28 protein-coding genes and 2 pseudogenes are annotated in these 24,016 nt (G+C 38.9%); 19 read left to right on the top strand and 11 right to left on the bottom strand.

Translation table 11 applies throughout. The annotated features are described in order from the left end of the window. Positions 1 to 74 precede the first annotated feature (74 nt). Together yneA and ACP3VS_RS00710 are read left to right on the top strand one after the other, a co-directional pair. Positions 75 to 392 carry a cell division suppressor protein YneA gene (gene yneA / locus ACP3VS_RS00715; protein WP_230584541.1) on the top strand — a complete coding sequence of 106 codons (318 nt, stop codon included), beginning with the start codon at positions 75 to 77 and terminating at the stop codon, positions 390 to 392. Next, complete coding sequence (locus ACP3VS_RS00710; RefSeq protein ID WP_031419081.1) at positions 389 to 1,054, top strand: YneB family resolvase-like protein; 666 nt, start codon at positions 389 to 391, stop codon at positions 1,052 to 1,054. Before yneA ends, ACP3VS_RS00710 begins: the two co-directional genes overlap by 4 nt. Before the next feature lie 18 nt (positions 1,055 to 1,072). On the opposite strand, the pseudogene def reads toward ACP3VS_RS00710, so the two are convergent. Next, positions 1,073 to 1,637: pseudogene (def, locus tag ACP3VS_RS00705) on the bottom strand (peptide deformylase). Positions 1,638 to 1,780: 143 nt separating this feature from the next. Then, positions 1,781 to 2,308: a GNAT family N-acetyltransferase gene (locus tag ACP3VS_RS00700; protein WP_031419083.1), complete on the bottom strand. Its 528-nt coding sequence runs from the start codon at positions 2,306 to 2,308 to the stop codon at positions 1,781 to 1,783. Positions 2,309 to 2,498: 190 nt separating this feature from the next. On the opposite strand from ACP3VS_RS00700, the gene ACP3VS_RS00695 reads away from it, so the two are divergent. Then, positions 2,499 to 2,732, top strand: coding sequence for a DUF896 domain-containing protein (locus tag ACP3VS_RS00695; RefSeq protein WP_012293388.1), 234 nt, complete (start codon positions 2,499 to 2,501; stop codon positions 2,730 to 2,732). Positions 2,733 to 2,857: 125 nt separating this feature from the next. Beyond that, positions 2,858 to 4,852: a transketolase gene (gene tkt / locus ACP3VS_RS00690; RefSeq protein WP_031419085.1), complete on the top strand. Its 1,995-nt coding sequence runs from the start codon at positions 2,858 to 2,860 to the stop codon at positions 4,850 to 4,852. Between the two features lie 317 nt (positions 4,853 to 5,169). On the opposite strand, the pseudogene ACP3VS_RS00685 reads toward tkt, so the two are convergent. The 6 genes and pseudogenes from ACP3VS_RS00685 to ACP3VS_RS00660 form a co-directional block, all read right to left on the bottom strand. Then, positions 5,170 to 5,471 (bottom strand): annotated as a pseudogene (locus tag ACP3VS_RS00685) (transposase); the annotation flags it as partial. A gap of 262 nt (positions 5,472 to 5,733) precedes the next feature. Further along, a complete protein-coding gene (locus tag ACP3VS_RS00680) occupies positions 5,734 to 6,366 on the bottom strand; it encodes a response regulator (protein WP_031419087.1) in 633 nt (210 codons plus the stop codon). Continuing rightward, the gene (locus ACP3VS_RS00675) at positions 6,341 to 7,381 is read right to left on the bottom strand and encodes a sensor histidine kinase (RefSeq protein WP_012293392.1); all 1,041 of its coding nucleotides are present in this window, start codon (positions 7,379 to 7,381) and stop codon (positions 6,341 to 6,343) included. Before ACP3VS_RS00675 ends, ACP3VS_RS00680 begins: the two co-directional genes overlap by 26 nt. After that, complete coding sequence (gene liaF / locus ACP3VS_RS00670) at positions 7,378 to 8,070, bottom strand: cell wall-active antibiotics response protein LiaF (RefSeq protein WP_235616136.1); 693 nt, start codon at positions 8,068 to 8,070, stop codon at positions 7,378 to 7,380. Before liaF ends, ACP3VS_RS00675 begins: the two co-directional genes overlap by 4 nt. Positions 8,071 to 8,173: 103 nt before the next feature. After that, the gene (locus tag ACP3VS_RS00665) at positions 8,174 to 8,812 is read right to left on the bottom strand and encodes a PspA/IM30 family protein (protein ID WP_012293394.1); all 639 of its coding nucleotides are present in this window, start codon (positions 8,810 to 8,812) and stop codon (positions 8,174 to 8,176) included. A 15-nt stretch (positions 8,813 to 8,827) separates the two neighbouring features. Further along, on the bottom strand, positions 8,828 to 9,184 hold the full coding sequence (locus ACP3VS_RS00660; RefSeq protein ID WP_012293395.1) for a hypothetical protein: 357 nt from the start codon (positions 9,182 to 9,184) through the stop codon (positions 8,828 to 8,830). Between the two features lie 342 nt (positions 9,185 to 9,526). Here ACP3VS_RS00660 and sirA point away from each other — a divergent pair, with 342 nt between their 5' ends. The 3 genes from sirA (at position 9,527) to ACP3VS_RS00645 (ending at position 10,885) form a co-directional block, all read left to right on the top strand. After that, entirely contained in the window at positions 9,527 to 9,952 is a 426-nt protein-coding gene (gene sirA, locus ACP3VS_RS00655) for a sporulation inhibitor of replication protein SirA (RefSeq protein WP_025114054.1), read from the top strand. Between the two features lie 99 nt (positions 9,953 to 10,051). Further along, a complete protein-coding gene (locus ACP3VS_RS00650) occupies positions 10,052 to 10,270 on the top strand; it encodes a YneF family protein (RefSeq protein ID WP_004232154.1) in 219 nt (72 codons plus the stop codon). A 111-nt stretch (positions 10,271 to 10,381) separates the two neighbouring features. Continuing rightward, the gene (locus tag ACP3VS_RS00645) at positions 10,382 to 10,885 is read left to right on the top strand and encodes an S-ribosylhomocysteine lyase (protein WP_051563191.1); all 504 of its coding nucleotides are present in this window, start codon (positions 10,382 to 10,384) and stop codon (positions 10,883 to 10,885) included. 48 nt (positions 10,886 to 10,933) lie between these two features. Here ACP3VS_RS00645 and ACP3VS_RS00640 read toward each other — a convergent pair whose 3' ends face one another. Further along, a complete protein-coding gene (locus ACP3VS_RS00640) occupies positions 10,934 to 11,905 on the bottom strand; it encodes an alpha/beta hydrolase (RefSeq protein ID WP_200991016.1) in 972 nt (323 codons plus the stop codon). Positions 11,906 to 12,111: 206 nt separating this feature from the next. Between ACP3VS_RS00640 and ACP3VS_RS00635 the strand changes: the two genes are divergently transcribed. Together ACP3VS_RS00635 and ACP3VS_RS00630 are read left to right on the top strand one after the other, a co-directional pair. Further along, entirely contained in the window at positions 12,112 to 13,296 is a 1,185-nt protein-coding gene (locus tag ACP3VS_RS00635) for an acetyl-CoA C-acetyltransferase (protein WP_155273152.1), read from the top strand. A 22-nt stretch (positions 13,297 to 13,318) separates the two neighbouring features. Next, entirely contained in the window at positions 13,319 to 13,585 is a 267-nt protein-coding gene (locus ACP3VS_RS00630; protein WP_036161004.1) for a YqkE family protein, read from the top strand. Positions 13,586 to 13,760: 175 nt separating this feature from the next. On the opposite strand, the gene ACP3VS_RS00625 is transcribed toward ACP3VS_RS00630, so the two are convergent. Together ACP3VS_RS00625 and ACP3VS_RS00620 are read right to left on the bottom strand one after the other, a co-directional pair. Continuing rightward, entirely contained in the window at positions 13,761 to 14,240 is a 480-nt protein-coding gene (locus ACP3VS_RS00625; RefSeq protein WP_099805076.1) for a VanZ family protein, read from the bottom strand. After that, the gene (locus tag ACP3VS_RS00620) at positions 14,237 to 15,136 is read right to left on the bottom strand and encodes an aldo/keto reductase (protein WP_207889720.1); all 900 of its coding nucleotides are present in this window, start codon (positions 15,134 to 15,136) and stop codon (positions 14,237 to 14,239) included. The genes ACP3VS_RS00625 and ACP3VS_RS00620 overlap by 4 nt, the downstream gene beginning before the upstream one ends. A gap of 75 nt (positions 15,137 to 15,211) precedes the next feature. Between ACP3VS_RS00620 and ACP3VS_RS00615 the strand changes: the two genes are divergently transcribed. From ACP3VS_RS00615 to ACP3VS_RS00570, 10 genes are all read left to right on the top strand, one after another. Beyond that, the gene (locus tag ACP3VS_RS00615; RefSeq protein ID WP_012293404.1) at positions 15,212 to 15,763 is read left to right on the top strand and encodes an NUDIX domain-containing protein; all 552 of its coding nucleotides are present in this window, start codon (positions 15,212 to 15,214) and stop codon (positions 15,761 to 15,763) included. Between the two features lie 58 nt (positions 15,764 to 15,821). Further along, on the top strand, positions 15,822 to 16,334 hold the full coding sequence (locus ACP3VS_RS00610; protein ID WP_031419104.1) for a hypothetical protein: 513 nt from the start codon (positions 15,822 to 15,824) through the stop codon (positions 16,332 to 16,334). A 122-nt stretch (positions 16,335 to 16,456) separates the two neighbouring features. Continuing rightward, positions 16,457 to 16,921 carry a Fur family transcriptional regulator gene (locus tag ACP3VS_RS00605; protein ID WP_008174639.1) on the top strand — a complete coding sequence of 155 codons (465 nt, stop codon included), beginning with the start codon at positions 16,457 to 16,459 and terminating at the stop codon, positions 16,919 to 16,921. Positions 16,922 to 17,092: 171 nt separating this feature from the next. After that, the gene (xerD, locus tag ACP3VS_RS00600) at positions 17,093 to 17,995 is read left to right on the top strand and encodes a site-specific tyrosine recombinase XerD (protein WP_325881203.1); all 903 of its coding nucleotides are present in this window, start codon (positions 17,093 to 17,095) and stop codon (positions 17,993 to 17,995) included. Positions 17,996 to 18,087: 92 nt separating this feature from the next. Next, positions 18,088 to 19,269 (top strand): phosphopentomutase, encoded by a 1,182-nt coding sequence (deoB, locus tag ACP3VS_RS00595; protein ID WP_031419107.1) that lies wholly within the window; start codon positions 18,088 to 18,090, stop codon positions 19,267 to 19,269. Positions 19,270 to 19,281: 12 nt separating this feature from the next. Continuing rightward, positions 19,282 to 20,532, top strand: coding sequence for a thymidine phosphorylase (locus tag ACP3VS_RS00590; RefSeq protein WP_012293408.1), 1,251 nt, complete (start codon positions 19,282 to 19,284; stop codon positions 20,530 to 20,532). Positions 20,533 to 20,804: 272 nt separating this feature from the next. Beyond that, positions 20,805 to 21,158 carry an anti-sigma F factor antagonist gene (spoIIAA, locus tag ACP3VS_RS00585; protein WP_025114066.1) on the top strand — a complete coding sequence of 118 codons (354 nt, stop codon included), beginning with the start codon at positions 20,805 to 20,807 and terminating at the stop codon, positions 21,156 to 21,158. Next, positions 21,151 to 21,591, top strand: coding sequence for an anti-sigma F factor (gene spoIIAB / locus ACP3VS_RS00580; protein WP_031419108.1), 441 nt, complete (start codon positions 21,151 to 21,153; stop codon positions 21,589 to 21,591). Before spoIIAA ends, spoIIAB begins: the two co-directional genes overlap by 8 nt. Before the next feature lie 58 nt (positions 21,592 to 21,649). Further along, complete coding sequence (gene sigF, locus ACP3VS_RS00575) at positions 21,650 to 22,393, top strand: RNA polymerase sporulation sigma factor SigF (protein ID WP_206700923.1); 744 nt, start codon at positions 21,650 to 21,652, stop codon at positions 22,391 to 22,393. Positions 22,394 to 22,408: 15 nt separating this feature from the next. Continuing rightward, positions 22,409 to 23,857 (top strand): spore germination protein, encoded by a 1,449-nt coding sequence (locus ACP3VS_RS00570; RefSeq protein ID WP_012293411.1) that lies wholly within the window; start codon positions 22,409 to 22,411, stop codon positions 23,855 to 23,857. Positions 23,858 to 24,016: the final 159 nt, after the last annotated feature.

The following is a 24,016-nucleotide window of genomic DNA, read 5'->3' as shown; positions in this document are numbered from 1 at the left end:
GTTTGACAAAAACGTTTGTTCGCTTTATTATGGGAACGTATATTCCGAACAAACATTCTAGAAAAGAGGTTATAATGATGAAATGGTTAAAGAAAAATACACATATCACTATATTATTAGGTGCTTGTTTACTCTTCGCAAGTTACCTTTACATCACTGATCCGGGGGATGTTAATTACGCTGAAATTCAAATTGAACATGGGGATAGCTTGTGGTCGTTAGCCGAACAATACCGTGGTAAAATGAGTAAAGAAGATTGGATTAAACTTGTCAAATCAGAAAATGAGTTAGCAGATATTAAAATCGTGGCGGGTAAATCTCTAGTCATTCCAGTTTTGAGTGATCAAGCCAGTCCCATCAAAACCATTGAAATTGCGAGAAACGAACAATGAAAAATAATCAAATGACGGCTGTTGTCTATTGCCGGGTAAGTACTGAAAAAGAAACGCAAAGCTCCTCGTTAGAGCGCCAACAAGAAGAATTAGTGCTCTGTGCTAAAGAGCAAGGCTATGAAGTAAAGGGTGTTTTTAAAGATAAGCATAGCGGTTATGATGTTGAACGCGAAGGCTTACTTGAAATGCTTGATTTTATAAAAGAGAAGGAAGTAAAAGCTCTTTTTGTACAAGATGAAACTCGTTTAGGCCGTGGAAATGCCAGGATGGCAGTATTGCATTTATTACAAAAATCAGCAACAGATGTTTATTCGATTCGTGATGCAGGACCAGTTCAATTAAACGAAATGGATACGATGCTACTAGAGATTTTAGCAATTGTAGAAGAGTATCAACGTAGAATCCATAATGCGAAAATCCGCAGAGGTATGCGACGTGCTGTGGAAAATGGCTATCGCCCTGAAAATAACCTATCCAATCGTGGGAATCCGCATGGTCAGGAACGGAAGGAACTCCCTGTTGATGAAATCGTGAAGCTACGTAATCGTGGTTTTACCTTTGAGGAAATTTCCATTACTCTTAGAGGATTAGGCTTTGAGGTAAGTAAGGCAACCGTACATCGCCGATTCCAAGAGCATCAAGAAAAATTAGCAGGCAAATAATATAGCCTGCTAATTTTTTTAATACAAGCTTTCGATAATAACATTTTGGGGTAGTTGAAAAGGGTTATCTTTATTAATTCGATCATAAAACATAATACCATTTAAATGATCGATTTCATGTTGTACAACGATAGATTCATAGCCTTTTAAAGACAAAATAAATTCCTGTCCATCAATAGTATAGGCTTTTACTTTAATTCGTTCATATCTTGGTACAAAACCGTGAACTGGTCGATTAACAGACAGACACCCTTCTCCCTCAGGCAAATAGATCATATTTAAAGAATGGCTCATTACTTTTGGGTTAATGAACATCATTTCGTGTTTTTGGTCATGATCTTCAAAAAGGACAGCAAACATTCTTTTATCTACGCCAATTTGATTTGCAGAGAGGCCACTACCAGGACGTAGCTTATACTTTTTTGTTAAAATCGGATCTTGGCTGTTTTTTAAATATTGAAGCATAGAAAATAATATATGTCGGTCCTCTAAGGGAACTGGTATGGCAACCTCTTGTGTTTGTTTACGTAATAGGACCGAGTGTTCTTTTAGTAATCATGTAATCAGGATGAAATTTTGCCATCGAAAAATACCTCCTCCGTATTCAGAAGTTTTTTCAAGCTAATTTGTATGGTCGGATCATCCATTATTGACCAAGTGCCTAATACCATTTACAGGAACTTCTTCCATTTCCACGAGCTTAGTAGTTTAGTGTTTAATGTTCTTCTAACCTCCTAACAAATTGTCCCACTCTTCACGTAAGACTGCGTAATAGTATTCGTCCCACCATTCATCCCCATATGGTATACATTTTTTAAAAAAACCTTCACGTCTCATTCCTATTTTTTCCATAACCTTATAAGAAGCGATATTTTCGGGCTGACACGTTGCAATAATTCTATGAAGTTTCTTTTCATTAAATCCATAGTCTAATACAGCATGTGCAGCTTCAGAAGCAAAGCCTTGATTTTGGTAAGCTGGATTTAGTACCCAACCGATTTCATAAGTATGATCACCGAAACAAGGATGGAAAACAATATGACCAATCACTTGCTTGCAATTATTTGAAACAATAGCAAAATGTTTTGCTTTGTCGCTGCTATTTTCTTTAATAAATTTCTTTGCCTGATCTTCAGTGAAAACACCTTCAGGCATATAATGCATCACTTTTTCATCTGAAGTATAGCTATAAACAGCTTCCCAGTCCTGTTCTTGAAATGTTCGAATGAGTAATCGCTTAGTTGTCACGTTCACATGTATATCCTCCAATATATAGTTAAATTTTTCCTTCCATATAATACTTATACACTTCAAACATCTGGAAGTCATGTATTTTTTTATTTCAACAGCTTGAATAAGGGTTGGTATAACTGCATTTAATGGGAAACCGTGCTATACTTTGCATACCGAAGTCAATAAGATAGGTACTGAAAGGTGTGTAACTATGTTATCAAAAGAAAAAATTAACCGTATAAATGAACTTTCTGCTAAAGCAAAAAATGGTCAACTAACGGATGAAGAGGCAAAGGAGCGAACAGCGCTTCGTAAAGAATACTTGGATACATTTAGAGCAACGATGCGTGATACGATTGAAAACGTAAAAGTGGTTGATGCAGAAGGAAATGATGTCACGCCAGAGAAGGTAAGACAAGCGAAAAAAAATAAATTTCTAAATTAATGTGACACAATTTAATAAAGTATGTATGAAAATACAAATAGTATAACAAAAGCATTGTTTTCTAAAGCAATGTTGACTAAACTGTAGAAGAACAATTATAGGACGAGAAAGGATGTCACAATATAATGACTCAACATGCGGATTTATTAGCAATTAATGCTATCCGAACTTTGTCAATCGATGCTATTGAAAAAGCAAATTCTGGTCACCCAGGTTTACCAATGGGGGCAGCGCCAATGGCTTATACGCTTTGGACAAAACAATTACGCCATAATCCAGCAAATCCAAAATGGTTTAACCGTGATCGTTTTGTACTATCAGCAGGTCATGGTTCCATGCTTTTATACAGCTTACTTCACCTTGGCGGCTATGGTTTACCAATGGAAGAAATTCAAAACTTCCGCCAATGGGATTCATTAACACCAGGACATCCTGAATATGGTCATACAGTAGGTGTGGAAGCAACAACTGGTCCTCTAGGACAAGGTATTGCCATGACTGTAGGTATGGCAATGGCAGAGCGTCATTTAGCAGCTACGTACAATAAACCAGGTCATGACATCGTTGACCACTATACATTTGCATTATGTGGTGATGGAGACTTAATGGAGGGCGTAGCAGCAGAGGCTATTTCATTAGCTGGTCACTTAAAACTTGAAAAATTAATCGTGCTTTACGATTCTAATGATATTTCTTTAGATGGAGACTTAGAAAAGTCATTCTCAGAAAACGTCCAAAAACGTTTTGAATCTTATGGTTGGAATTATTTAAAAGTTGCAGATGGCACAGATGTTGATGCGATTAATGCAACTATTGAAGAAGCTAAAAAATCAACTGGCAAACCAACATTGATTGAAGTGAAAACAGTGATTGGTTTTGGTTCACCAAATAAATCGGGTAAAGCGGATTCTCATGGTGCACCACTTGGTACAGATGAAGTGGTATTAACAAAAGCTGCCTATGAGTGGGCACATGAGCCTTTCCAAATTCCTGCTGAAGTATATGATACTTTTAATGCTGCGGCTGAGGTGCAAGGAGCACAGTCTGAGGAAGCTTGGAATGCGAAATTTACTGCTTATAAACAGGAATTCCCAGAATTAGCAGCTCAATTTGAACAGGCTATGAAGGGTGAATTACCAGCAGACTTCGCTTCGGAATTACCAGTGTATGAAGCTGGTAAATCTGTAGCAACACGTTCTTCTTCTGGTGATGCGATTAATGCTATTGCTAAGAAAACTCCATCATTCTTTGGTGGCTCTGCTGACCTTGCTGGCTCTAATAAAACAACGATGAAGGGTGCAGGCGACTTCTCAGCGGACGATTATGCTGGTCGCAACATCTGGTTTGGTGTGCGTGAATTTGCAATGGGCGCTGCTTTAAACGGTATGGCACTTCACGGTGGTTTAAATGTATTTGGTGGTACATTCTTCGTGTTCTCAGACTATGTGCGTCCGGCAGTTCGTCTGTCAGCATTAATGGGTCTACCTGTAACGTATGTATTTACACATGACTCGATTGCTGTTGGCGAAGATGGACCAACGCATGAGCCAATTGAACACCTTGCATCACTACGTGCAATGCCTAATTTATCTGTTGTTCGTCCTGCGGATGCAAATGAATCAGCTGTTGCATGGGAGCTTGCCGTTGCATCAGAAAATACGCCAACAGTATTAGTATTGTCTCGTCAAAACTTACCTGTTCTTAACGCTTCTATTGAAACAGTACGTGAAGGTGTGACGAAGGGTGCTTACACAGTATCTCCTGCAACTAAAGCAGTAGCGGATGCTATATTAATTGCAACAGGCTCTGAAGTATCTCTTGCAATTGAAGCTCAAAATGCATTAAAAGGTGAAGGTTTGGATGTAGCTGTCGTTTCAATGCCATCTATGGATCGCTTTGAAAAACAAGATGCTGCCTACAAAGAATCTGTTTTACCAAAAGCTGTCACTAAACGTCTTGCGATTGAAATGGGTGCATCATTCGGCTGGCATAAATATACTGGCTTTGATGGTGATGTGCTTGCAATCGATAAATTTGGCGCATCAGCTCCAGGTGAAGTAGTAATGGAAAAATACGGATTCACTGTAGAAAATGTAGTTGCGAAGGTAAAAGCTCTATAAGATTTTTAATAAAGTACCGCAACACTCAGCGATTGTATCAATTCGCTGGGCGTTGCGGTACTTTTTATAGCATGTGAGAATCAAATGTTAGGTATTGAGTGACGTATCACTAAAGGAATTAACAAATATATCTGTGGCAATAATTTTCAAAAATATCCCAAATCAAAAAAACTGCATATGGTTATGCAGTTCAGACTGTGACAAAAGGAATTGAGAAGTTCACACTCGATTCCTTTTGTCATTTTTTTACTTTCTTTATGTTTAAAAATGGTAATTTGATATCCCATAAAACAGACTCTTCAAGTATAAGAACTCTTTTAAGCCGCCAGCCACGTCCAAGTAGCTAGTTTCTTTAAATTCATGACAGCAAGAGTTAGTATCGCCTGCATGGACAATTTTTCAGACCTCTAGGTTGTCCATCGCATACCATTGCATCGGCAAAGACATGCTCAATCGTTTCTTTACGCTTGCATAAATTTGTTTGACGTCATAGGAATGGCGTAAATGTTCAGCTTCCTCCACATACAGTTCCCAAGTATGGCGTTGAATGAGTTTTTTGTAATTCTTACTTTCCGTACATTGGGAAGGCTTGACACTTCGCACAAATCAAAGGTTTCGATGTATTAGCACCTCAAAATTTACTTTTCAACATCCTATATAGATGGGGCACTTTATGTAGAAGTTGATGGGAACGAAGGGCGGTGACTCCAGCGGGAAAAGCGGGAAAGACGAGATCCTGGACTGAGCGAAGCGAGGGAAGCAGCTCGACCCCGCCCGCGGAAAGCGTCCACACGAAGTGGAAATCAACGGCTTTACTTTATTTCATTGAGTTTGTCTACAGTCTGAACTGCATATGGTTATGCAGTTTTTTTATGTAGGAATTATTTGGCAAGCCCATTTTGAAATGCATAGACAACAGCCTGTGTACGATCCTGCACTTCTAGCTTTGCTAGAATATTGCTAACATGTGTTTTCACAGTTTTTAAAGCAATGTATAGCTCATCGGCGATTTCCTGATTGGCTTTGCCCTGTGCCATTAATAATAGGACTTCCATTTCACGGTCAGTAAGTTGCTCGTAAAGAGGTGTATTATTGCCGTTGCGCATACGGTGCATCATTTTAGATGTGACTTCTGGCTCTAAAACCGTTTCACCACCCATTGTTTTACGAATGGCTTCCGCAATTTGTTTAGCATTAGATGTTTTTAAAATATAACTTACTGCTCCTGCCTCTAATGCAGGGTAGACTTTGTCATCATCTAAAAAGCTAGTCACCATCATGATTTTTGCCTCAGGCCATGCCGCTAAAATTTCTGCTGTTGCCTCAGCACCAGTCATAATGGGCATAACATTATCCATTAAAATAATATCAGGCTTTAAGGCAAGAGCACGCTCAACTGCTTCTTGCCCGTTTTCAGCCTCACCAACAACTGTAATATCAGGCTGTGCGGATAAGTAAGCTGAAACGCCTATACGCACCATTTCATGATCATCCACTATGAGTACTTGTATCATTACTATTGACCTCCTCCTTATGTAGTGGAATTTTTACTTCGACAATCGTTCCTTCTTCAGGGACTGACACAATTTTGTATGTGCAGCCTATTTCAACTGCACGTTCAGCAATATTTTGCAAGCCGTAAGAAGTGGATTTATCGGCTTCTACATCAAAGCCCAAACCATTATCTTGAATGCGTAAAATGGCTAAGTCATCTCGTGCAACAAGCAACAATTCAACCTCACTTGCTTTGGCATGTCGAAGTGTATTAGAGAGGGCTTCCTGGGCAATGCGGAATAAGTGATCTTCTTCTGCTTTCGTTAATGCCATTTCTTCTAGCTCATATTCAATATGAAAGTAAACCTTTTGCTGAAGCTCAATAATTAATTCCTCTAAGCCTTGCGCAAGCGTTTTATTGCGGAGTGCAACAGGGCGTAAGTGTAACAGTAACGCACGCATTTCGAGCTGTGCTTGTTGTACTATTTTTTCCACTTGCTTTAAACTAGTCGCATTTTCGTCACTTTCAGTTAAAGCAGAAAGCAACATGGAGGCCGCAAACAATTGCTGCGACACAGAATCATGTAATTCTCTAGCCAGACGTTGACGTTCAGCAACGATGCGTTCCTGAATAATTTTGTCATGAGCTTCTGCACGTTCATTGGATAAGCGCTGTAGGCTTTTACGCTGTGTATCTATTAATTCACTTGTTTGAATAAGTGCTTTTTTTAATGGTTTCGGAAGGGCTTGCTTTTTAGAAAGTACAAAATCAGGCTCAATTAACTGTTTGACAATTTTTGTTGCTTGAGCCTCTCGGGCACGAGCAGTCATACTAATCCAACTGGCAAAGAGGAAGCTTAGAGCAAATAGGCTGACTACAATAATTCCGCCAAGAGGAAAATTATTATAATTTTGTCGCCATAAAGGTTCCCAAGCTTTTTCATCAGGATTTCCCCATACGGCAACAAGCAATCCGAATGTAGCGCTCATTAAAATGAAAAATAAGGTAAATAATCTTGAGATAAAGGCAATCATTTACGCAGCACCTCCAAATCTCCAAGCCATGTTGCAACATGAATAATTAATATGCGTTTTGCATCCTCTGGATTTCCATCAGAAAAGCTAACACTTTCATTTAAAATACGTTGTGGGCCCACATGTAAGCAAGTAAGCTCACCGAATAGGGTAGTATAGTGTATACGAAAAGGTATTTCATATGGGACATAGATTTGTACTTTACCGATACCTTGACGAATCGTAATTAGACTTGTGCCAGCAGGCAAAATCGTTTGAGTCGTATCCACTGTAATATCCCCTGCTAAACGTTGAATCTGCACATCTTGCCATTTGTATGCCTCTGTTGGTGCTTGGATGGTGCCAATTAAGTCGTTTTTCGAAGTAGATAGTTTTTCAAAAAGCTCTGCACCGACTATTTTTGGTTCATTTTCTCGTTGTAAGTATTGATAAAGCATATATAAGAGCATTATGACAATGAATAGACGGAGGCTCCACATTGTGAATAATGCAATCGCGATGAAGAATATGCCGGTCCATTTAAAAAAGCGAACTTTTTTAGAAAAGCTTAAATAAAGCAGTACGGCCCCAATCAATAAGCAAAAGGCGCCACCATTATTAAAAATAGTAAGCTCCACAAAAACGAGTAAAAAGAAGCATAGTACCCAAAATGTGAGCTTATTTGTAGTGAAATTCTGCAAGAGGGTCACCCTTCTTTCTACTAATAGTATAAAAGAGGGAATGGGACCCTCTGTTTTAAAACGTGAAAGAATGCGCCGGCTAGCGAGGGCGCATTACTTCCATTATAACATGTTATTTATTTTCAATTAGCAGTGGAGAGCTTTCCTCTGCAGCTTTTTTTTCTAATTGTGCTAATCTTGCTTCAAATGTTGTAACTTCATGATCTTTGTCAATTTGATAAGCTAATTTATCAATATAAGCTTCCAAATCTTCAAAATTTGTTTTATTGTTTTTGGCAATCATACCGTCCATTTGATGATGGGCACGCGTGACGTTTTCTTTGCCCATTAACTGTAATTGACGAACTTTCATGTCTTTAATTTTATGTTTCATTGTTTCGAATTTACGCTCTAGCTCGAAATATTCACGTGTACTTGCTTCGATACTCGCTTGTAACGTATGATTACGGGCAGTGTAAGCTGTCACTTCATCCATTGCAAAATCAATTAAATCTTGCTCGCCACTAGTTTTCGCTAATGTCAGTTGAGATTCACGTTTAGCAAGTAAATCTGCATTTTGTTGATATTCTTGCTCAAGCTTTTCTTTTAATTGTCCTTGACGTTCTAATAATTTACCTGTTTCTTCTGTTTGTTTTTCAGCTTCTCGGATGTACTGATTTAACATAGCAATTGGATTTTTTTGTTCCTTCTTATCAAATAACTGATGTAAGTCTGCTTCTACTGTATATCTAAAACGTTGAAATAAATTCATATTTATTCTCTCCTTTTATTTTGTTAAATTTGACCATTCTTTTTCGAAGTTTGTAAATGGATCTTCTTCTTTTTTACCTTCAATTGTTGGGATTTTTACTTCTTCGCCATTCCATTTTTTATAAATGACATAGACAATAGCGATTGCTGCAAGACCAATCATTGCAGGAATATTAGATACTGCTGATAGAATACCGATTAAACCAACCGCAAACCAAAAGATTTTACCGAAATTTGACTTGCTTGCCATGTAGAAATGCATCCCTAGTGCTACAAATAGTCCGGAGAATAATAAGCCTGCCAATGGTCCGATTAAGGCAAGTGCAACACATGCTGCGATAACGCCTCCAGTTAATAAAAGAAATTTTCTCATTTGTTTTAGCTCCTTTCGTTTGTACCTTTATGTTACCTATTATCAAGATTGTCTAAAACGGACTCGAAATTGATTTTCTACTAGGTCTTGAGGCTGAGAACTATCTAAGCTGCAACAAAAGTGGATTTTTGGCGTACTCAATGAGTAGATATTGCTTGTTTTTTAGGAAAAATAGCCGTTCATTTTTAGAGCAAATTATCATCTGCCATAAAATAATTTTTAGATCCTAAACTAGAAGCTTTTCGACAAAAATAGAAGATGAAAGCTTCCTCCGTTTGACAAATTAACAAGATGGGATGAGCTATACTTATGGAAAATAAACTGAGCGAAGGAGGATTTCTGGTGAGAACCTATTCCATATATAAGATAAAAGAAGAGCATTTAACGTTTATTTTTGGCAGAGAACGAAAGTTATTAGAGATGATGCAAGGCTGTGAAGACGCCAATGAGAAATCCTTAAAAGAGCTTGCGTATATATGTGAATCCGTTCGTTTTGATGAAATAGCAGCAATGTTAGAGCATCAACTTGATTCCAAATATGCACATTTAGAAAGAGCTCGTAATGCTTTGTTTTTAGAACATCCGATAAAAGGCAAAATGGCTATTTATTTAGTCGATCGTAAGATTTGTGTTTATTGTGAAGGCTCACGAATGCTAGATTTAGATTTATTTCAAATGCTTGCCAAGATGAGTGAACGATTTATAGCTTTCAATAAACAAGATAATGAATGTGGGTGGTTGAAACCTATGAAGTATACAATGCACTAGGAAATTTCACTACAATATATAGTAACATGCTATCATTTGGTGTATAATGGAGCGTGGAGAGTTTTTTCTCGGTATATTGTAGTGGAGGAGGTTGGTTGTATGCCTACATGGGGCTGGATTATTATCGTAATTATCGCATTAGCAGCGGGAGCGGCACTTGGTTTCTATTTCGCTCGTCAAGCTATGATGAAATATTTAAAAGAAAACCCACCTATTAATGAGCAAATGATTCGTATGATGATGGCACAAATGGGTCGTACGCCGTCTGAAAAGCAAGTACGTCAAATGATGGCACAAATGAATAAATTCCAGAAGTAATTTGGAATGTTCCGAGCAACTAGTTCAAGCTTAACTAGTTGTTTTTTTTATTTTTAATAGTATTTAAATAATTCTTAAAAATCATACAACTCTATCGGGAAACTATGTATAATGGAGTTACTATACGGAAGGGAGTTGTGTATATTGCAAAAAGAAAAAACAAATGTAGAAAGTTTTGATCTAGATCATACAAAAGTAAAGGCACCTTATGTTCGTTTAGCAGGTGTGAAAACGGGCAAAAATGGCGATGAGGTTTATAAATACGATATTCGCTTTAAACAGCCAAATAAGGAGCATATGGAAATGCCTGCATTGCATTCTTTGGAGCATTTATCTGCTGACATTATCCGTAATTACTCTGATCATATTGTTGATTTCAGTCCAATGGGTTGTCAAACAGGCTTCTATGTGTCCTTGATCAATCATAATGATTATGAGGATTTATTAGCTATTTTAGAGAACACATTTACAGATGTGACAAAGGCAACCGCAGTGCCTGCATGCAATGAAGTGCAATGTGGCTGGGCTGCTAGCCATAGTTTAGAAGGGGCCAAAGCATTAGCGAAAGAGTTTTTAGCGAAACGTGATGAATGGCATATTATTTTTGAAGATTAAATAAAATAAAAACCTTGCGAGTAAAATAACGCAAGGTTTTTCATTGCCCTAAAAATGGAATGGAATGACATTCGAAGAAGAAGAATCCCGATTGATTTTTTGATAAATAAAATTGTCTAAAAAATCATGAATTAAATCCTCGTATTCATCCATATTTTCATTAAAGGATTGGGCATGTGCACCTGTATCAAAAAGCTTTAATTTTTTGGGACCTACTTTTTTATTGTAAAGATCTAGTGACATTGACGCTGGAATAAACGTATCTGGAATACTATGGATAAAAAGTACAGGTTTTTCAATATGGGTCACTGCTTCAGCAGGAGTTACACTTTTAAATGAGTAGCCGTCCCTGAGGCGGACAAAGAAATCGGCAAAACGGATGGGAATAATAGAGCCATATTTAAATTCTGTTTTGGCTATTTGCTTGAGCAACATGGAAAAATCGGAGAATGCACAATCTGAAATATAAAAATCAGCACCATCTTCCACCGTACCTGCATAAAGTAACATTGTTGCTGCACCCATAGATTCCCCATGAATACCTAGTATTGCATCCTCACCGATCATGGCTTTTACTGTATTAACTACAGCATCAAGATCATTTTTTTCATAGTGACCATAGCTAGTTGTTTTGCCACCAGATTCGCCATGACGCCGATGGTCAAAGATAACTGAATTATAGCCTAGCCTTTCAAATAGCCGAGCGTATTTGACGGAGTTTATTTTATTTTCTGTAACGCCGTGACATATGATGATGGTGTTATTGGTTTGTAACGGCTGAAACATAATTCCTCTAATTGTGTAGCCATTTGGAGAATCAATATTAAGTTCGCATTTCAAGTTTTTATTGTACCAAGCCTCATCAAAACGTTTGGCAGTCGTTTCTCGTTCACGAATAAATTCTGGATCTTTTTGTTGAATATACATTAATTTATTGGAAAGCGCGAAGCCGAACAGACCAGTAGCTGCAGCGGCAAGCGTTGTTGTAATACCAGAGAATAAAAGCATCTTCTTTTTCATGATAAAACACCTCCACATGCTATTTCTTATTTGTAATGTTCCCAACTGAGATTGTTTAAAACACGTCAACATTTTACAATAACTTTGGCAAAACTGCGATTATTTCTATTATCGAAAATCGTCAAAATATTTGTTAAAATATACATATCTGCTAGTAGCATATGCAGCAGTGTTGATTTTTGAACGGGGAAAAGGGGAGAATGGACATGATAAATGAGGTAGTAATCGTGAGTGCTGTTCGAACAGCTATAGGCTCATTTCAGGGGACATTAAAAGACGTACCAGCTGTAACTCTAGGTAGTATTGTTATTAAGGACGCTTTAGCACGTGCAGGAGTAGCTGGGGAACAAGTCGATGAGGTCATTATGGGGAATGTGTTATCGGCTGGTCTTGGACAAAATCCAGCTCGTCAGGCAGCGATAAAAGCTGGTTTACCAAATGAGGTGTCAGCACTAACAATTAATAAAGTTTGCGGATCAGGTTTAAAGGCTGTGCATTTAGCGACGCAAGCTATTTTAGCTGGTGATGCTGAAATTATCGTGGCTGGAGGCTTTGAAAATATGAGCCAAGCCCCTTATGTTTTAAAAAATGCGCGTGAAGGCTTCCGAATGGGCGATCAAAAGGTTGTGGATACTATGATTCATGATGGTCTATGGTGTGCATTTAATGATTATCATATGGGCATTACAGCTGAAAATTTATGTGATATGTATGAAATTTCGAGAGAAGAACAGGATGCTTTTGCAGCACGTTCTCAGCAACGTGCAGAGGCAGCAATTGCAGCTGGTAAATTTGAAAATGAAATCGTCGCTGTCGAGATTCCACAGCGTAGGGGAGAGCCTATTGTATTCGACAAGGATGAATTTCCGCGTGCAGGCGTGACAGAGGAATCTCTAGGTAAGCTACGCCCAGCATTTAAAAAAGATGGTTCCGTAACAGCGGCTAATGCTTCAGGTATTAACGATGGAGCTGCGGCAATTGTTGTGATGTCTAAGAAAAAGGCGCAAGAGCTTGGTATTCAGCCGATGGCGATTATTACAGCCAATGCAAGTGCGGGAGTAGATCCTGCAATTATGGGAACCGGTCCAGTTAAAGCAGTCCAAAAAGCACTGGCTAAGGCAGCAACAACTTTAGAAGAAATCGATGTGATTGAAGCAAATGAAGCTTTTGCAGCACAATCGATTGCTGTTGATCGTGAATTACGCTTTAATCATGATAAACTAAATGTAAACGGGGGCGCGATTGCTCTTGGTCACCCAATTGGTGCAAGTGGAGCTCGTATTTTGGTCACACTCTTACATGAGATGGAAAAGCGTGATGCAAAAATGGGCTTAGCCACTTTATGTATCGGAGGTGGTCAAGGCGTAGCCACAGTAGTGAAGCGTCCTTGATGTCAATAAGAAGGTGAATGAAATGGGAAAGAAACGAAAACAACAGAAACAGACAAGCAATAGCATGACAGCAAGCTTGCCAAAGCAGGAGGCAGTCACATTGGCAGACCAACTAGGTGGCGATGTGCTAGCTAAATTAAAGGCGGCAAAGCAAGATTTATCCATGAAAGAACAGGCTGCAGAAGAGGAACGCCAAGCTAAACTAGCTTTTGAACGTAAGCAGCGAGAAAAAAATAAATCATTTGAAGAATTACTAAATGAGTATGGCGATAAAGGCACTAAATATTAACAAGAAAACAGTGAATTCACACTTGTGGATTCACTGTTTTTAATTGTAAGTAGAAAAGCAACAAATCATTTTGCTTTCCCTCAAGTTTTAGAAAAAGCAGGGCTACCTTGTATCAAGAAACTGAGTTTCTTGATTATTGAAGATTCCTTTATTGATTTATATAAAAGACAAAAGGCTAATATAGTGCCTTTTGTCTTTTATTTTTCAACAATTTCCTGAATACAGCAACAGCACTAACAAAAATAATAGCTCCAGCTGTATCAACAAGCACATCTTGGCCGCTCATTGTACGACCTGGTGTAAAGCTTTGACGAAATTCATCAAGCATTGCAATAAATGCTGTTCCAGCAATAGCAATAGTTGCTGCGAAACGGTGTTTACCCCAGGCAAAGTATAGCCCAAGCGCAATGCAGCCAAATCCGATAAAATGTGTTAGTTTACGAATTAAAAATTCGACAAATGGAAAATAACCACGTTCTTCAACTGATACGACTGTGTCCCAATAAGGGATTTTTAAAAAGGATAGTTGTTTTTCAAAAGGTTTATCTGCTAATAAATTTTTAAGCTCTGGTAAAATACTTTGTTGTTCGTAAGTCATACTAGAGGAAATAATTAGCACAACTAGACAGATGATAAAGATCAACCACTTTTTCATCGATGTTCTACATATTGTTCATTTTTTGTTAAAGTGTTTGCTGCTTCCAAGTCGGTTATAGCAGCCATGCTTTCATAGGCAGAGAGGGTCTGAGCTAGTTGCTCCTGTGAGCTTGCTCCAATTACTGTAGAAGCGATTGCAGACTCTTTTAAATTAAAAGCCAGTGCCAGTGCATGTAAATTATTATATTGTGAAGCTAAACTTGTTAACGTTGTTGTTAACTCTTCTGAAGAATAGTTGTTAAAACTTTTTACTCCCTGAAGACGTTGCTGCCAGCTATTTGTTAATAAGCCCTTAGCCACTGTGCCACGTGTTACAACAGAAGCGCCTTGGTTCGCAATAAAGTCAAACCACTCCTCGGGGCGGCGATCTAAAGCACTATATTGCATCATGACGCTTTTAGCTGAACTTGCAGGTAAAAAACGTTGCAAAACGTTTGGACGAATCGAAGAAATGCCATATTCTCGAATAAGTCCTTCTTTTTTCAAGCGCTCAAAAGTGTCGATAATCCCATCCCAATCATCTCCGATTGTACCACCGTGTAACTGATAAACATCAATGTAGTCCGTTCCTAATCGTTTCAAACTAGCATGAATAGCTTGTCTTATATAGGATGGCGAAGCATCCCATTGCCAGCCTTCTGCACCTTCAGTCCAGCGATTACCTACTTTTGTGGCAAGGATAATCTCTTGACGACGTTTCCCTAATGCCGCACCTAGGATCTCCTCATTCGTACCAAAATCATATAAATCGGCAGTGTCAAAATAATTTATGCCCGCATCTAATGCCATATCGACAATAGTTGCTGCTTGCTTTTTATCTGTGGAAAGTGACATGCCTCCTAAACTAATTTCTGAAATGAATATTTCACTAGTGCCTAGCTGCCTCTTTTTCATGAAACGACCTCCTTCGATTTCTCTACTTGTAATGGTACAATGAACATATCTGAAGGACAAGCGAGGTTATCGTCTATGAAAAAGTTTGAGGAAAAAACGACAAAAACGACACCCATCTATGACGGAAAAATTGTAAAGCTACAGGTTGATGATGTCATATTACCAAATGGTCAGGTTGCAAAGCGTGAAATTATCAAGCATCCTGGAGCGGTTGCGGTAATTGCTGTGACGGATGAGGGTAAATTAGTGTTAGTGGAGCAATATCGAAAGGCACTTGAACGTTCTATTGTTGAAATTCCAGCGGGGAAACTTGAACCTGGTGAAGAACCAGCGATGACAGCTCGCCGTGAATTAGAGGAAGAGACAGGCTACGGCGCGCATAGCCTTACATACTTACAAACATTTGCAACGTCACCGGGGTTTGCAGACGAGATCATTCATCTATATGTAGCGAAGGATTTGTATATCATCGACAATAAAGCAGCGTTAGATGAGGATGAGTTTGTCGAACTTTTAGAAGTTTCGTTGGAAGAAGCACAATCAATGGTGGGGGATCGACGTATTTTTGATGCTAAAACTGCATTTGCTGTACTTTGGCTTGCTACCTATTTAGAAAATAATCTTTAGCATAATAGAGACGGACGAGCATAAGCTGTACAAACCTTGATAGAAAAGGAGCATGTTTATGTCTCGTACGGTGTCTATATTTTATCACGCTTCCATCATTGCAGTTAGCTTTGTTTGTGGCGTTATTTTCTTTCATATTTTTGGTGGATCGAAAGCGGAACCGTTTATTTTATTTATAGAACCTCGTTTAGCTGATGGGGACAGGCATTCGATTTTTCATTTAGTGCTTCCTGTTGCCATTTCCATAGGTCTTGTATTAATACTAGCAACTCACAGTGTGTTAAAAATTTTAGTACGTGTAACTGTAGCCATGCGTGCAACTTTTTTTGGCTTTAGTTCTGTATTTTTATTACAAAAACTTGAAGCTTTTTGGCTTTATACGATTTGGTGGTTTCCATTTCAGCTTATCTATTGTATATTGTTGCTAGTCCTATGCAATTTACTTGTACCCGCTTGGTCAAAGCGAAAAATCGGGAAACAAGTATCTGGTCGGACAATTTTGTTGAATTTTATCGCATTTTTCATCATAATAGTTGCTGAGTTTATTGTTGTTTCATATGTGTTAAAATGATGGATTTAATAGACAGAGATTGTGATCAGATAAAAAAGTAAAAGCGTGTTAGAAATCTATTCACTATCTTGTAATAGGATTTACTCCTTTGGTATAATGGAAAGAGTTTAGGGGGGCGTCACATGGAGAGCCGAATTGATCGTATAAAAAAACAGTTGCATAGTGCTAGTTACAAGCTGACGCCGCAGCGAGAAGCAACAGTTGCTGTCTTGCTTGAGCACGAAGAAGACCACCTAAGTGCTGAGGATGTATATCTTTTAGTAAAAGAAAAAGCACCAGAGATTGGTCTAGCGACTGTTTATAGAACGTTAGAATTATTAACTGAGCTCAAAATTGTCGACAAAATCAACTTTGGCGATGGCGTGTCGCGCTATGACCTACGCCAAGAGGGAGCTGCCCATTTCCACCATCATCTAGTTTGCATTGAATGTGGAGCTGTTGATGAAATTCAAGAAGATTTACTTGAAGATGTGGAAGCCGTTGTTGAAAAGCGTTGGAACTTTATCATAAAGGATCACCGACTAACTTTCCACGGCATATGCTGGCGCTGTCATGATAAAAACGACGAATCGAATGAAGAAAATTAACGAAAAGCTGTCTGTTTTAATCTCTAGTATAGATTAAATCGGGCAGTTTTTTGTTTTTTTATGAAATAATCATCCTTATTATCGTTGGTTTATGTCGAATGGAGGGGGCTTTAGCACATTTCTAATAGCCATGCTAAAATAGAAAATAATTGACAGTGAGGGGGCGTTGTGATGAATGAATTTCAATACGCAGTAGAGGATTATATCCATTTTATCCAAGTGGAACGGCAATTATCTGTTAATACATTAGCATCCTATCGCCGAGATTTAGAAAGCTATGTAAATTTTTTGCAAAATGCAGAGGGTATGGCTAATTTTAACCATATAGAAAGAACGACCATACTACGACATTTAGAGCAACTACGCGTACAGGGGAAGACAAGCCGTACGATTGCTCGCCATATTTCATCTATTCGTAGTTTTCACCAATTTTTACTACGAGAAAAGCGTGCTGAATCAGATCCAACGGTCCATTTAGAAATGCCAACAATTGAGCAAAAATTACCGAAAATTTTATCTATAGAGGAAATCGAAGCCTTATTGACTGCGCCGAATAGAAGTAAGCCACAAGGTATCCGTGATTTAGCGATGCTGGAACTATTATATGGTTCGGGTATGCGAATCAGTGAGCTTATAGCCTTAGATTTAGCAGACATTCATTTAACAATGGGATTTGTTCGCGTATTTGGGAAGGGTGGAAAAGAAAGAATCATTCCACTTGGCAAAAGTGCTTTATCAGCCATAAGTACCTATTTAAATAATGCTCGTGGTCAATTACAGGGAAAATATCCAAAAACTGATGCGTTTTTTATTAATCAAAGAGGGAAACGTTTAACAAGACAAGGTTGTTGGAAATTAATGAAGGAGCATGCTTTAAAGGCAGGCATCCAACATGAGTTAACACCACATACATTGCGTCACTCTTTTGCTACTCATTTAGTCGAAAATGGGGCTGATTTACGTGCTGTACAAGAGATGCTAGGTCATGCAGATATTTCAACAACGCAAATTTATACACATATTAGTAAAACAAGATTATCGGAAGTATATAAGCAATTTCATCCACGTGCTTAAAAATTTCAGAAAATTTTTTTCGGTCGGATGTCTGACCTTTATTTTTCGCATTTTTTTGGTAAAATAGAATCATGAGATTGGAGGCAATAATGATGAATAAACCGTTTAACAAAATCCATGTCGTTGTAATGGACTCTGTAGGTATTGGTGAAGCGCCAGATGCTGCAAATTTTGGCGATGTAGGAGCACATACATTAGGACACATCGCTGAAAAAATGAATGGGCTTACAATGCCAGTAATGGAGTCAATGGGTTTGGCAAATATTGAGCCGCTGCAAGGAATGCAAGCGACAAACGAGCCGAAAGCATACTATGGGAAAATGCAAGAAGCTTCTGTTGGGAAAGATACGATGACAGGGCATTGGGAAATTATGGGGTTAAATATTGATAAGCCCTTTAAGGTGTATCCTGATGGATTTCCTGCAGAGTTGATTGCTGAGCTAGAAAAACGTACGGGTCGTAAAGTACTCTGCAATCAACCAGCGAGTGGTACGCAGGTTATAGAAGATTTCGGTAAAGAGCATATGGAAACTGGAGCAATTATTGTCTATACATCAGCTGATCCGGTATTACAAATTGCTGCACACGAGGAAATTATACCATTAGAGGAATTATATAAAATCTGTGAAATTGCGCGTGAATTAACATTACAGCCCGAGTATTTAGTCGGTCGTGTAATCGCACGTCCATTTATAGGTACGCCAGGGGACTTCTCCCGTACTTCAAATCGACATGACTATGCGCTGAAGCCATTTGGTCGTACAACGATGAATGTCTTAAAGGACGCGGGCTTAGATGTAATTGCAATTGGTAAAATCTCTGATATTTTCAATGGTGAAGGTGTCACAGATGCTGTACGTACTAAAAATAATACGGATGGAATGGACAAATTTGCTGAAGTTGTCCGCCGTGATTTCCATGGAATGAGCTTCCTAAACTTAGTAGACTTTGATGCTAATTTTGGACACCGTCGTGATCCACTAGGCTACGGACAGGCATTGGAAGAATTCGACGCGCGACTGACAGAAGTTACGAGTGCAATGTCAGAGGATGACTTATTAATTATTACAGCAGACCACGGAAATGATCCAACTTTCCACGGTACAGATCATACACGCGAGTATGTACCGTTAATTGTCTATTCTCCACGTTTTAATGGTGGTGCTGAACTAGAGCTTCGTGAAACTTTTGCAGATATTGCAGCTACAGTGGCTGAGAACTTCCAAGTAGAAGCACCAGCATTTGGTAAAAGTTTCTTACAAGAATTGAAATAGGGGGTTTTTCGAATGAATATGGTGCAATTGTTTGAAAAGAAAAAACAAGGATTAGAGCTCTCACAAGCTGACATTCAGTATTTTGTTGATGGCTATACGGCAGGTTCCATTCCTGATTATCAAGCAAGCTCACTCTTAATGGCAATTCGACTTCTAGGAATGTCTGATGATGAAACGTTTTATTTAACAAAAGCAATGATTGAATCAGGGGATGTCATTGATTTAACGTCTATTGAGGGTTTTAAAATTGATAAACACTCAACAGGTGGCGTTGGTGATAAAGTCACACTTGTAGTCACACCTATAATTGCATCTCTAGGAATTCCGGTAGCTAAGTTTAGTGGTAAAGGTCTAGGCATTACAGGTGGTACAATCGATAAGTTAGAGTCCATCCAAGGCTTCAAAACAGAGCTTTCCTCACAAGAATTCATTGATAATGTCAATCGACATAAAATTGCAGTTGCTGGGCAAACAGGTAATCTTGTACCAGCCGACAAAAAGTTGTATGCATTAAGAGATGTGACAGGCACGGTGGATTCGATCCCATTAATTGCTGCATCTATTATGAGCAAAAAAATCGCTAGTGGTGCAGATGGTATTGTGCTAGATGTTAAATGTGGTTCAGGTGCGTTTATGAAAACGCAAGAAGAAGCACAGCGATTAGCTGATACAATGACAGCGATTGGGGAAAAACTTGGACGCAGAGTCGTTGCCCATATTAGTGATATGGATAATCCTCTTGGTAAAATGATTGGTAATAAGCTTGAGGTATTAGAAGCCTATGCATTATTAAGTGGTCGTATGGAAGAAACACATGAGGATTTACTAGATGAATGTGTAGTCATTGCTTCTTTAATGTATCAAGTTGCCGCAGGTGTTGATGAAGCAGAAGCAACTGCCGCAGTTAAGCGCGTACTAGCAGATGGTTCTGCGGCTGCGAAATTTGAGGAGTTTATTGTTGCACAAGGTGGGGACGTATCAGATATTGTACAAAATGAAACGGCCCATAAAGTTTCAGTTGCGGCAGTGACGGAAGGTACTGTGGAAACGATTAATGCCCTTTTAGTTGGTGAAGCTAGTGTTAGTCTAGGTGCTGGACGTTTAACAAAGGAATCCACGCTTGATTACGATGCAGGCATTCAACTGGTAGCTAAAAAAGGCGATCGTGTAAAAAATGGGGATATTATTGCTTATTTATATGCCAATAACCAAATCAATCAAGATACAATTCTTAAAATACAGCAAGCCTATACAATTGTATAAAATTTCTTTTGCGAGAGCTCTCACAGACGAGGGTTCTCGTTTTTTTGTTGTTCCACCATTAAACCTATGAAATGTTTACATTTCGTATAAATTTCATATTGAGATAACTGCCGCTTGTTTAAAACACGTTCACTTATCCCATACTGCACGTAAACCTAAAAAGCTATAAGTATGTCGATTTGACACTATTTCAGAAGACTTTGCACTAGTTCTGTCAACCGCAAGGATTCAGCGTATTAAATGTGGAATTGCACGAGGAGGAGGCGATGTTCATGCATTTTCAATTAGAAATGGTCACAAGAGAGACAGTCGTTATACGTTTATTTGGGGAGCTCGATCATCATGCAGTAGAGCAAATTCGAGCGAAAATTTCTGCAGCAATTTTCCAAGGCACTGTGACGACCATCATTTGGAACTTAGAAGGGCTATCTTTTATGGATAGTTCGGGAGTAGGTTTAGTGCTTGGTCGTATGCGTGAGTTAGAGGCAGTTGCTGGGCGAACTATTTTATTGAATCCATCGCCAACCATGCGAAAAGTTTTTCAATTTTCAGGTTTAGGGCCTTGGATGATGGATGCAACAGAGGAACAAGCGATTGATCGCGTAAGGGGGATTGTAAATGGATAACGAAATGACATTAACTTTTTTAGCACTTAGTGAAAATGAAGCCTTAGCCCGTGTTGCGGTCACAGGCTTTATTGCTCAATTAGACCCAACTATTGATGAGCTGTCTGAATTTAAAACAGTTGTCTCAGAAGCAGTTTCCAATGCCATTATTCATGGCTATGAAGAGGATGGCAAGGGTGTTGTCACTGTTCATGCTAAACGTGAAGATGACGTTGTAACGGTGTCTGTAATGGATAAAGGGATAGGAATTGAAGATGTGAGTCAAGCAATGGAGCCGTTATTTACAACAAAAAGTGTAATGGAGCGCTCAGGTATGGGCTTTACGATTATGGACAGTTTTTCTGATCAGCTAACAGTCATGTCCAAGTGGCGAGAAGGAACAACTGTAACATTTACGAAGAAATTTTACACAGTTCGGACAGCGGTAATGTGAGGGTATCATCGTGAAGCCGTTAGAACAGTCGTCCGAAAAGCTTTTGTCTCAGGAGGAAATGCGTGATTTAATAGCACGCGCACAGCAGGGCGATCATGAGGCTCGTAAACGAATGGTAGAAGGCAATACGAGGCTTGTATGGTCCATTGTTCAACGTTTTACAACGAGAGGTGTTGAGCTCGAGGATTTATTCCAGATAGGCTGCATAGGACTCATGAAATCAGTAGATAAGTTCGATTTATCGTATGATGTTAAATTTTCAACCTATGCAGTACCTATGATTATTGGTGAGATTCAACGCTTTTTAAGGGATGATGGCATGGTGAAGGTGAGTCGCTCTATTCGGGAGCTGAACTTTAAAATCCGACATGCTACAGACGAATTTATTAAAAGGAATGAACATCCGCCAACGATTCAGGAGCTGGCTCAAGTACTTGGTGTGACAACCGAGGAAATTGTGACAGCATCAGATGCATTGAGAGATCCAGCCTCTCTACATGAGCAATTGTATGAAAGTGAAGGAGATTCCATCACATTGATGGATCAAATGAAGGATGAAAAATCCGAGCAACCATTTGATTATATCCCCCTTAAAGAAGTGCTTACAAGGCTTGAACCGAGAGAACAGTCTATCATTTATTTACGGTATTTTTCAGATTGCACGCAAACTGAAATTGCAAATAGGCTAGGCATATCACAGGTGCAAGTATCCCGTTTGGAGAAAAAAATTCTAGCTCAATTAAAAAGCTGGATGGCTACAAGCGCAACTGTGGAGCAAGAAGTAATAAAAAAAGACATCTAAGAAAATGGTGACAGCATGACAAATAAATTATTTAGCAGCTTAGAAGAAGCCGAAGATTTTCTTAAGGAGCAATTTGGTGACGGCGAATCATTTGACGTTGGGATTAAGCATTTATTTGTCAAAGATTTGCCGGTTCTTTGCGCCTATATTAGTGGCCTTGTGGATGGCGAAGCCCTAACACAATTACTTTCAAACATGCTCCCTGATGAGGACTATGACATCGATGTGGAGGATGAGAAGGAGTATTTTGAGTCCTATTTTAACTTTCACGGACGTTCAGAGGAAACCGAGCGTAAAGCTTATTTATTAGCCATTTTAAGCGGGCAAGTGACCTTTATTACTAAAAGTGGCTATTGCTACATTGCCGAGCTCAGAAACTATCCAGGACGTTCCCCTGAGGAGCCCGACAATGAAAAGGTAATACGTGGCTCAAGGGATGGTTTTACAGAAGGAATATCTCAAAATACGGCTTTAATTCGTAGGCGTATTCGCAATAGTAATTTACGTTTCGAGCTACATAAAATATCCAAAATCGGCCAAACCGACGTCGCAATAGCGTATATGAAGGATATTGCCAATGAAGATATGCTCGAAAAATTACGACAGCGCCTTGACCAGATTAACCACGATGGTTTAACAATGGCTGATAAATCATTAGAAGAATGGCTGTTTAAGCAAAAATTCCATCCAGTTCCGTTTGTTCGTTACACGGAAAGGCCAGATATTGCTGCGGCGCATTTACTGGAAGGGCATATCGCCATAATGGTAGATACTTCACCATCTGTTATTCTTGTGCCAATTACAATTTTCCATTTACTGCAGCATGCGGAGGAATATAGACAGGCGCCATTAGTTGGAACATTTGTACGTTTTATGCGGTATTTCGGCGCTATTATGGGTTTACTTTTATTACCTTTGTGGTATGTATTTGCAACAAATGAATCATTGCTGCCAGAGGCTCTTTCTTTTTTAGGGACCCAGGAGAAATCGCATGTACCCTTATTACTGCAAATACTTATTGCAGATATTGGTATTGAATTTTTGAGGATGGCCGCCATTCATACCCCAACACCGCTGTCTACTGCGATGGGCTTGGTTGCGGGGGTAATTATTGGTCAAATCGCGATTGATGTGGGACTATTCTCAGCAGAGGTTGTACTCTATACAGCGGTTGCAGCTATTCTCATCTTTATTATCCCGTCCTATGAGCTAAGTATCTCCATAAAAATATTTAGGCTGTTCTTATTGATTATGGTAGGTATTTGGGGCGTTAATGGTTTATTCATTGGCATATTCTTAGTGTTTACGTATTTATGTTCATTACGACCAATGCAGGCACCATATTTTTGGCCGCTTGTCCCATTCTTCCCAATGGCGATGCTACGTGTTCTTATTCGTTTCCCAATGACGGCAGATGCATTAAGACCTTATGTAGTTGCTTCCAAACAGCGAAAAAGATCATAGGAGCCGTTGCACTCGATTTTTTCATGTGATAAAGTTCACATATAGTATTTTGTGATTTTTGCAAAAATTATTTTCATTCAGCAAAAGGGAGGTTTTATACATAGGCCACTTGAAGCTGGATGAAATTAATTTTTGGTGGGACTACTTTATTACCATAGG

The organism is Lysinibacillus sp. VIII_CA (genome assembly GCF_049943995.1).
In the GTDB taxonomy this organism is placed as follows: domain Bacteria; phylum Bacillota; class Bacilli; order Bacillales_A; family Planococcaceae; genus Lysinibacillus; species Lysinibacillus pinottii.
This window is presented reverse-complemented; position numbering and strand designations above follow the sequence as displayed.

Coding starts and splice junctions, on each gene's coding strand:
- ACP3VS_RS00570 (WP_012293411.1), top strand. CDS start 22,409: ATGACAAATAAATTATTTAGCAGCTTAGAAGAAGCCGAAGATTTTCTT.
- ACP3VS_RS00675 (WP_012293392.1), bottom strand. CDS start 7,381: ATGATTGCCTTTATCTCAAGATTATTTACCTTATTTTTCATTTTAATG.
- ACP3VS_RS00660 (WP_012293395.1), bottom strand. CDS start 9,184: ATGAGAAAATTTCTTTTATTAACTGGAGGCGTTATCGCAGCATGTGTT.
- yneA (WP_230584541.1), top strand. CDS start 75: ATGATGAAATGGTTAAAGAAAAATACACATATCACTATATTATTAGGT.
- spoIIAA (WP_025114066.1), top strand. CDS start 20,805: ATGCATTTTCAATTAGAAATGGTCACAAGAGAGACAGTCGTTATACGT.
- tkt (WP_031419085.1), top strand. CDS start 2,858: ATGACTCAACATGCGGATTTATTAGCAATTAATGCTATCCGAACTTTG.
- sigF (WP_206700923.1), top strand. CDS start 21,650: ATGCGTGATTTAATAGCACGCGCACAGCAGGGCGATCATGAGGCTCGT.
- spoIIAB (WP_031419108.1), top strand. CDS start 21,151: ATGGATAACGAAATGACATTAACTTTTTTAGCACTTAGTGAAAATGAA.
- ACP3VS_RS00710 (WP_031419081.1), top strand. CDS start 389: ATGAAAAATAATCAAATGACGGCTGTTGTCTATTGCCGGGTAAGTACT.
- ACP3VS_RS00680 (WP_031419087.1), bottom strand. CDS start 6,366: ATGATACAAGTACTCATAGTGGATGATCATGAAATGGTGCGTATAGGC.
- ACP3VS_RS00615 (WP_012293404.1), top strand. CDS start 15,212: ATGAAAAAGTTTGAGGAAAAAACGACAAAAACGACACCCATCTATGAC.
- ACP3VS_RS00695 (WP_012293388.1), top strand. CDS start 2,499: ATGTTATCAAAAGAAAAAATTAACCGTATAAATGAACTTTCTGCTAAA.
- ACP3VS_RS00640 (WP_200991016.1), bottom strand. CDS start 11,905: ATGAAAAAGAAGATGCTTTTATTCTCTGGTATTACAACAACGCTTGCC.
- xerD (WP_325881203.1), top strand. CDS start 17,093: ATGAATGAATTTCAATACGCAGTAGAGGATTATATCCATTTTATCCAA.
- ACP3VS_RS00590 (WP_012293408.1), top strand. CDS start 19,282: ATGAATATGGTGCAATTGTTTGAAAAGAAAAAACAAGGATTAGAGCTC.
- deoB (WP_031419107.1), top strand. CDS start 18,088: ATGAATAAACCGTTTAACAAAATCCATGTCGTTGTAATGGACTCTGTA.
- ACP3VS_RS00610 (WP_031419104.1), top strand. CDS start 15,822: ATGTCTCGTACGGTGTCTATATTTTATCACGCTTCCATCATTGCAGTT.
- ACP3VS_RS00605 (WP_008174639.1), top strand. CDS start 16,457: ATGGAGAGCCGAATTGATCGTATAAAAAAACAGTTGCATAGTGCTAGT.
- ACP3VS_RS00665 (WP_012293394.1), bottom strand. CDS start 8,812: ATGAATTTATTTCAACGTTTTAGATATACAGTAGAAGCAGACTTACAT.
- ACP3VS_RS00635 (WP_155273152.1), top strand. CDS start 12,112: ATGATAAATGAGGTAGTAATCGTGAGTGCTGTTCGAACAGCTATAGGC.
- ACP3VS_RS00620 (WP_207889720.1), bottom strand. CDS start 15,136: ATGAAAAAGAGGCAGCTAGGCACTAGTGAAATATTCATTTCAGAAATT.
- ACP3VS_RS00650 (WP_004232154.1), top strand. CDS start 10,052: ATGCCTACATGGGGCTGGATTATTATCGTAATTATCGCATTAGCAGCG.
- ACP3VS_RS00630 (WP_036161004.1), top strand. CDS start 13,319: ATGGGAAAGAAACGAAAACAACAGAAACAGACAAGCAATAGCATGACA.
- ACP3VS_RS00625 (WP_099805076.1), bottom strand. CDS start 14,240: ATGAAAAAGTGGTTGATCTTTATCATCTGTCTAGTTGTGCTAATTATT.
- ACP3VS_RS00645 (WP_051563191.1), top strand. CDS start 10,382: ATGGAGTTACTATACGGAAGGGAGTTGTGTATATTGCAAAAAGAAAAA.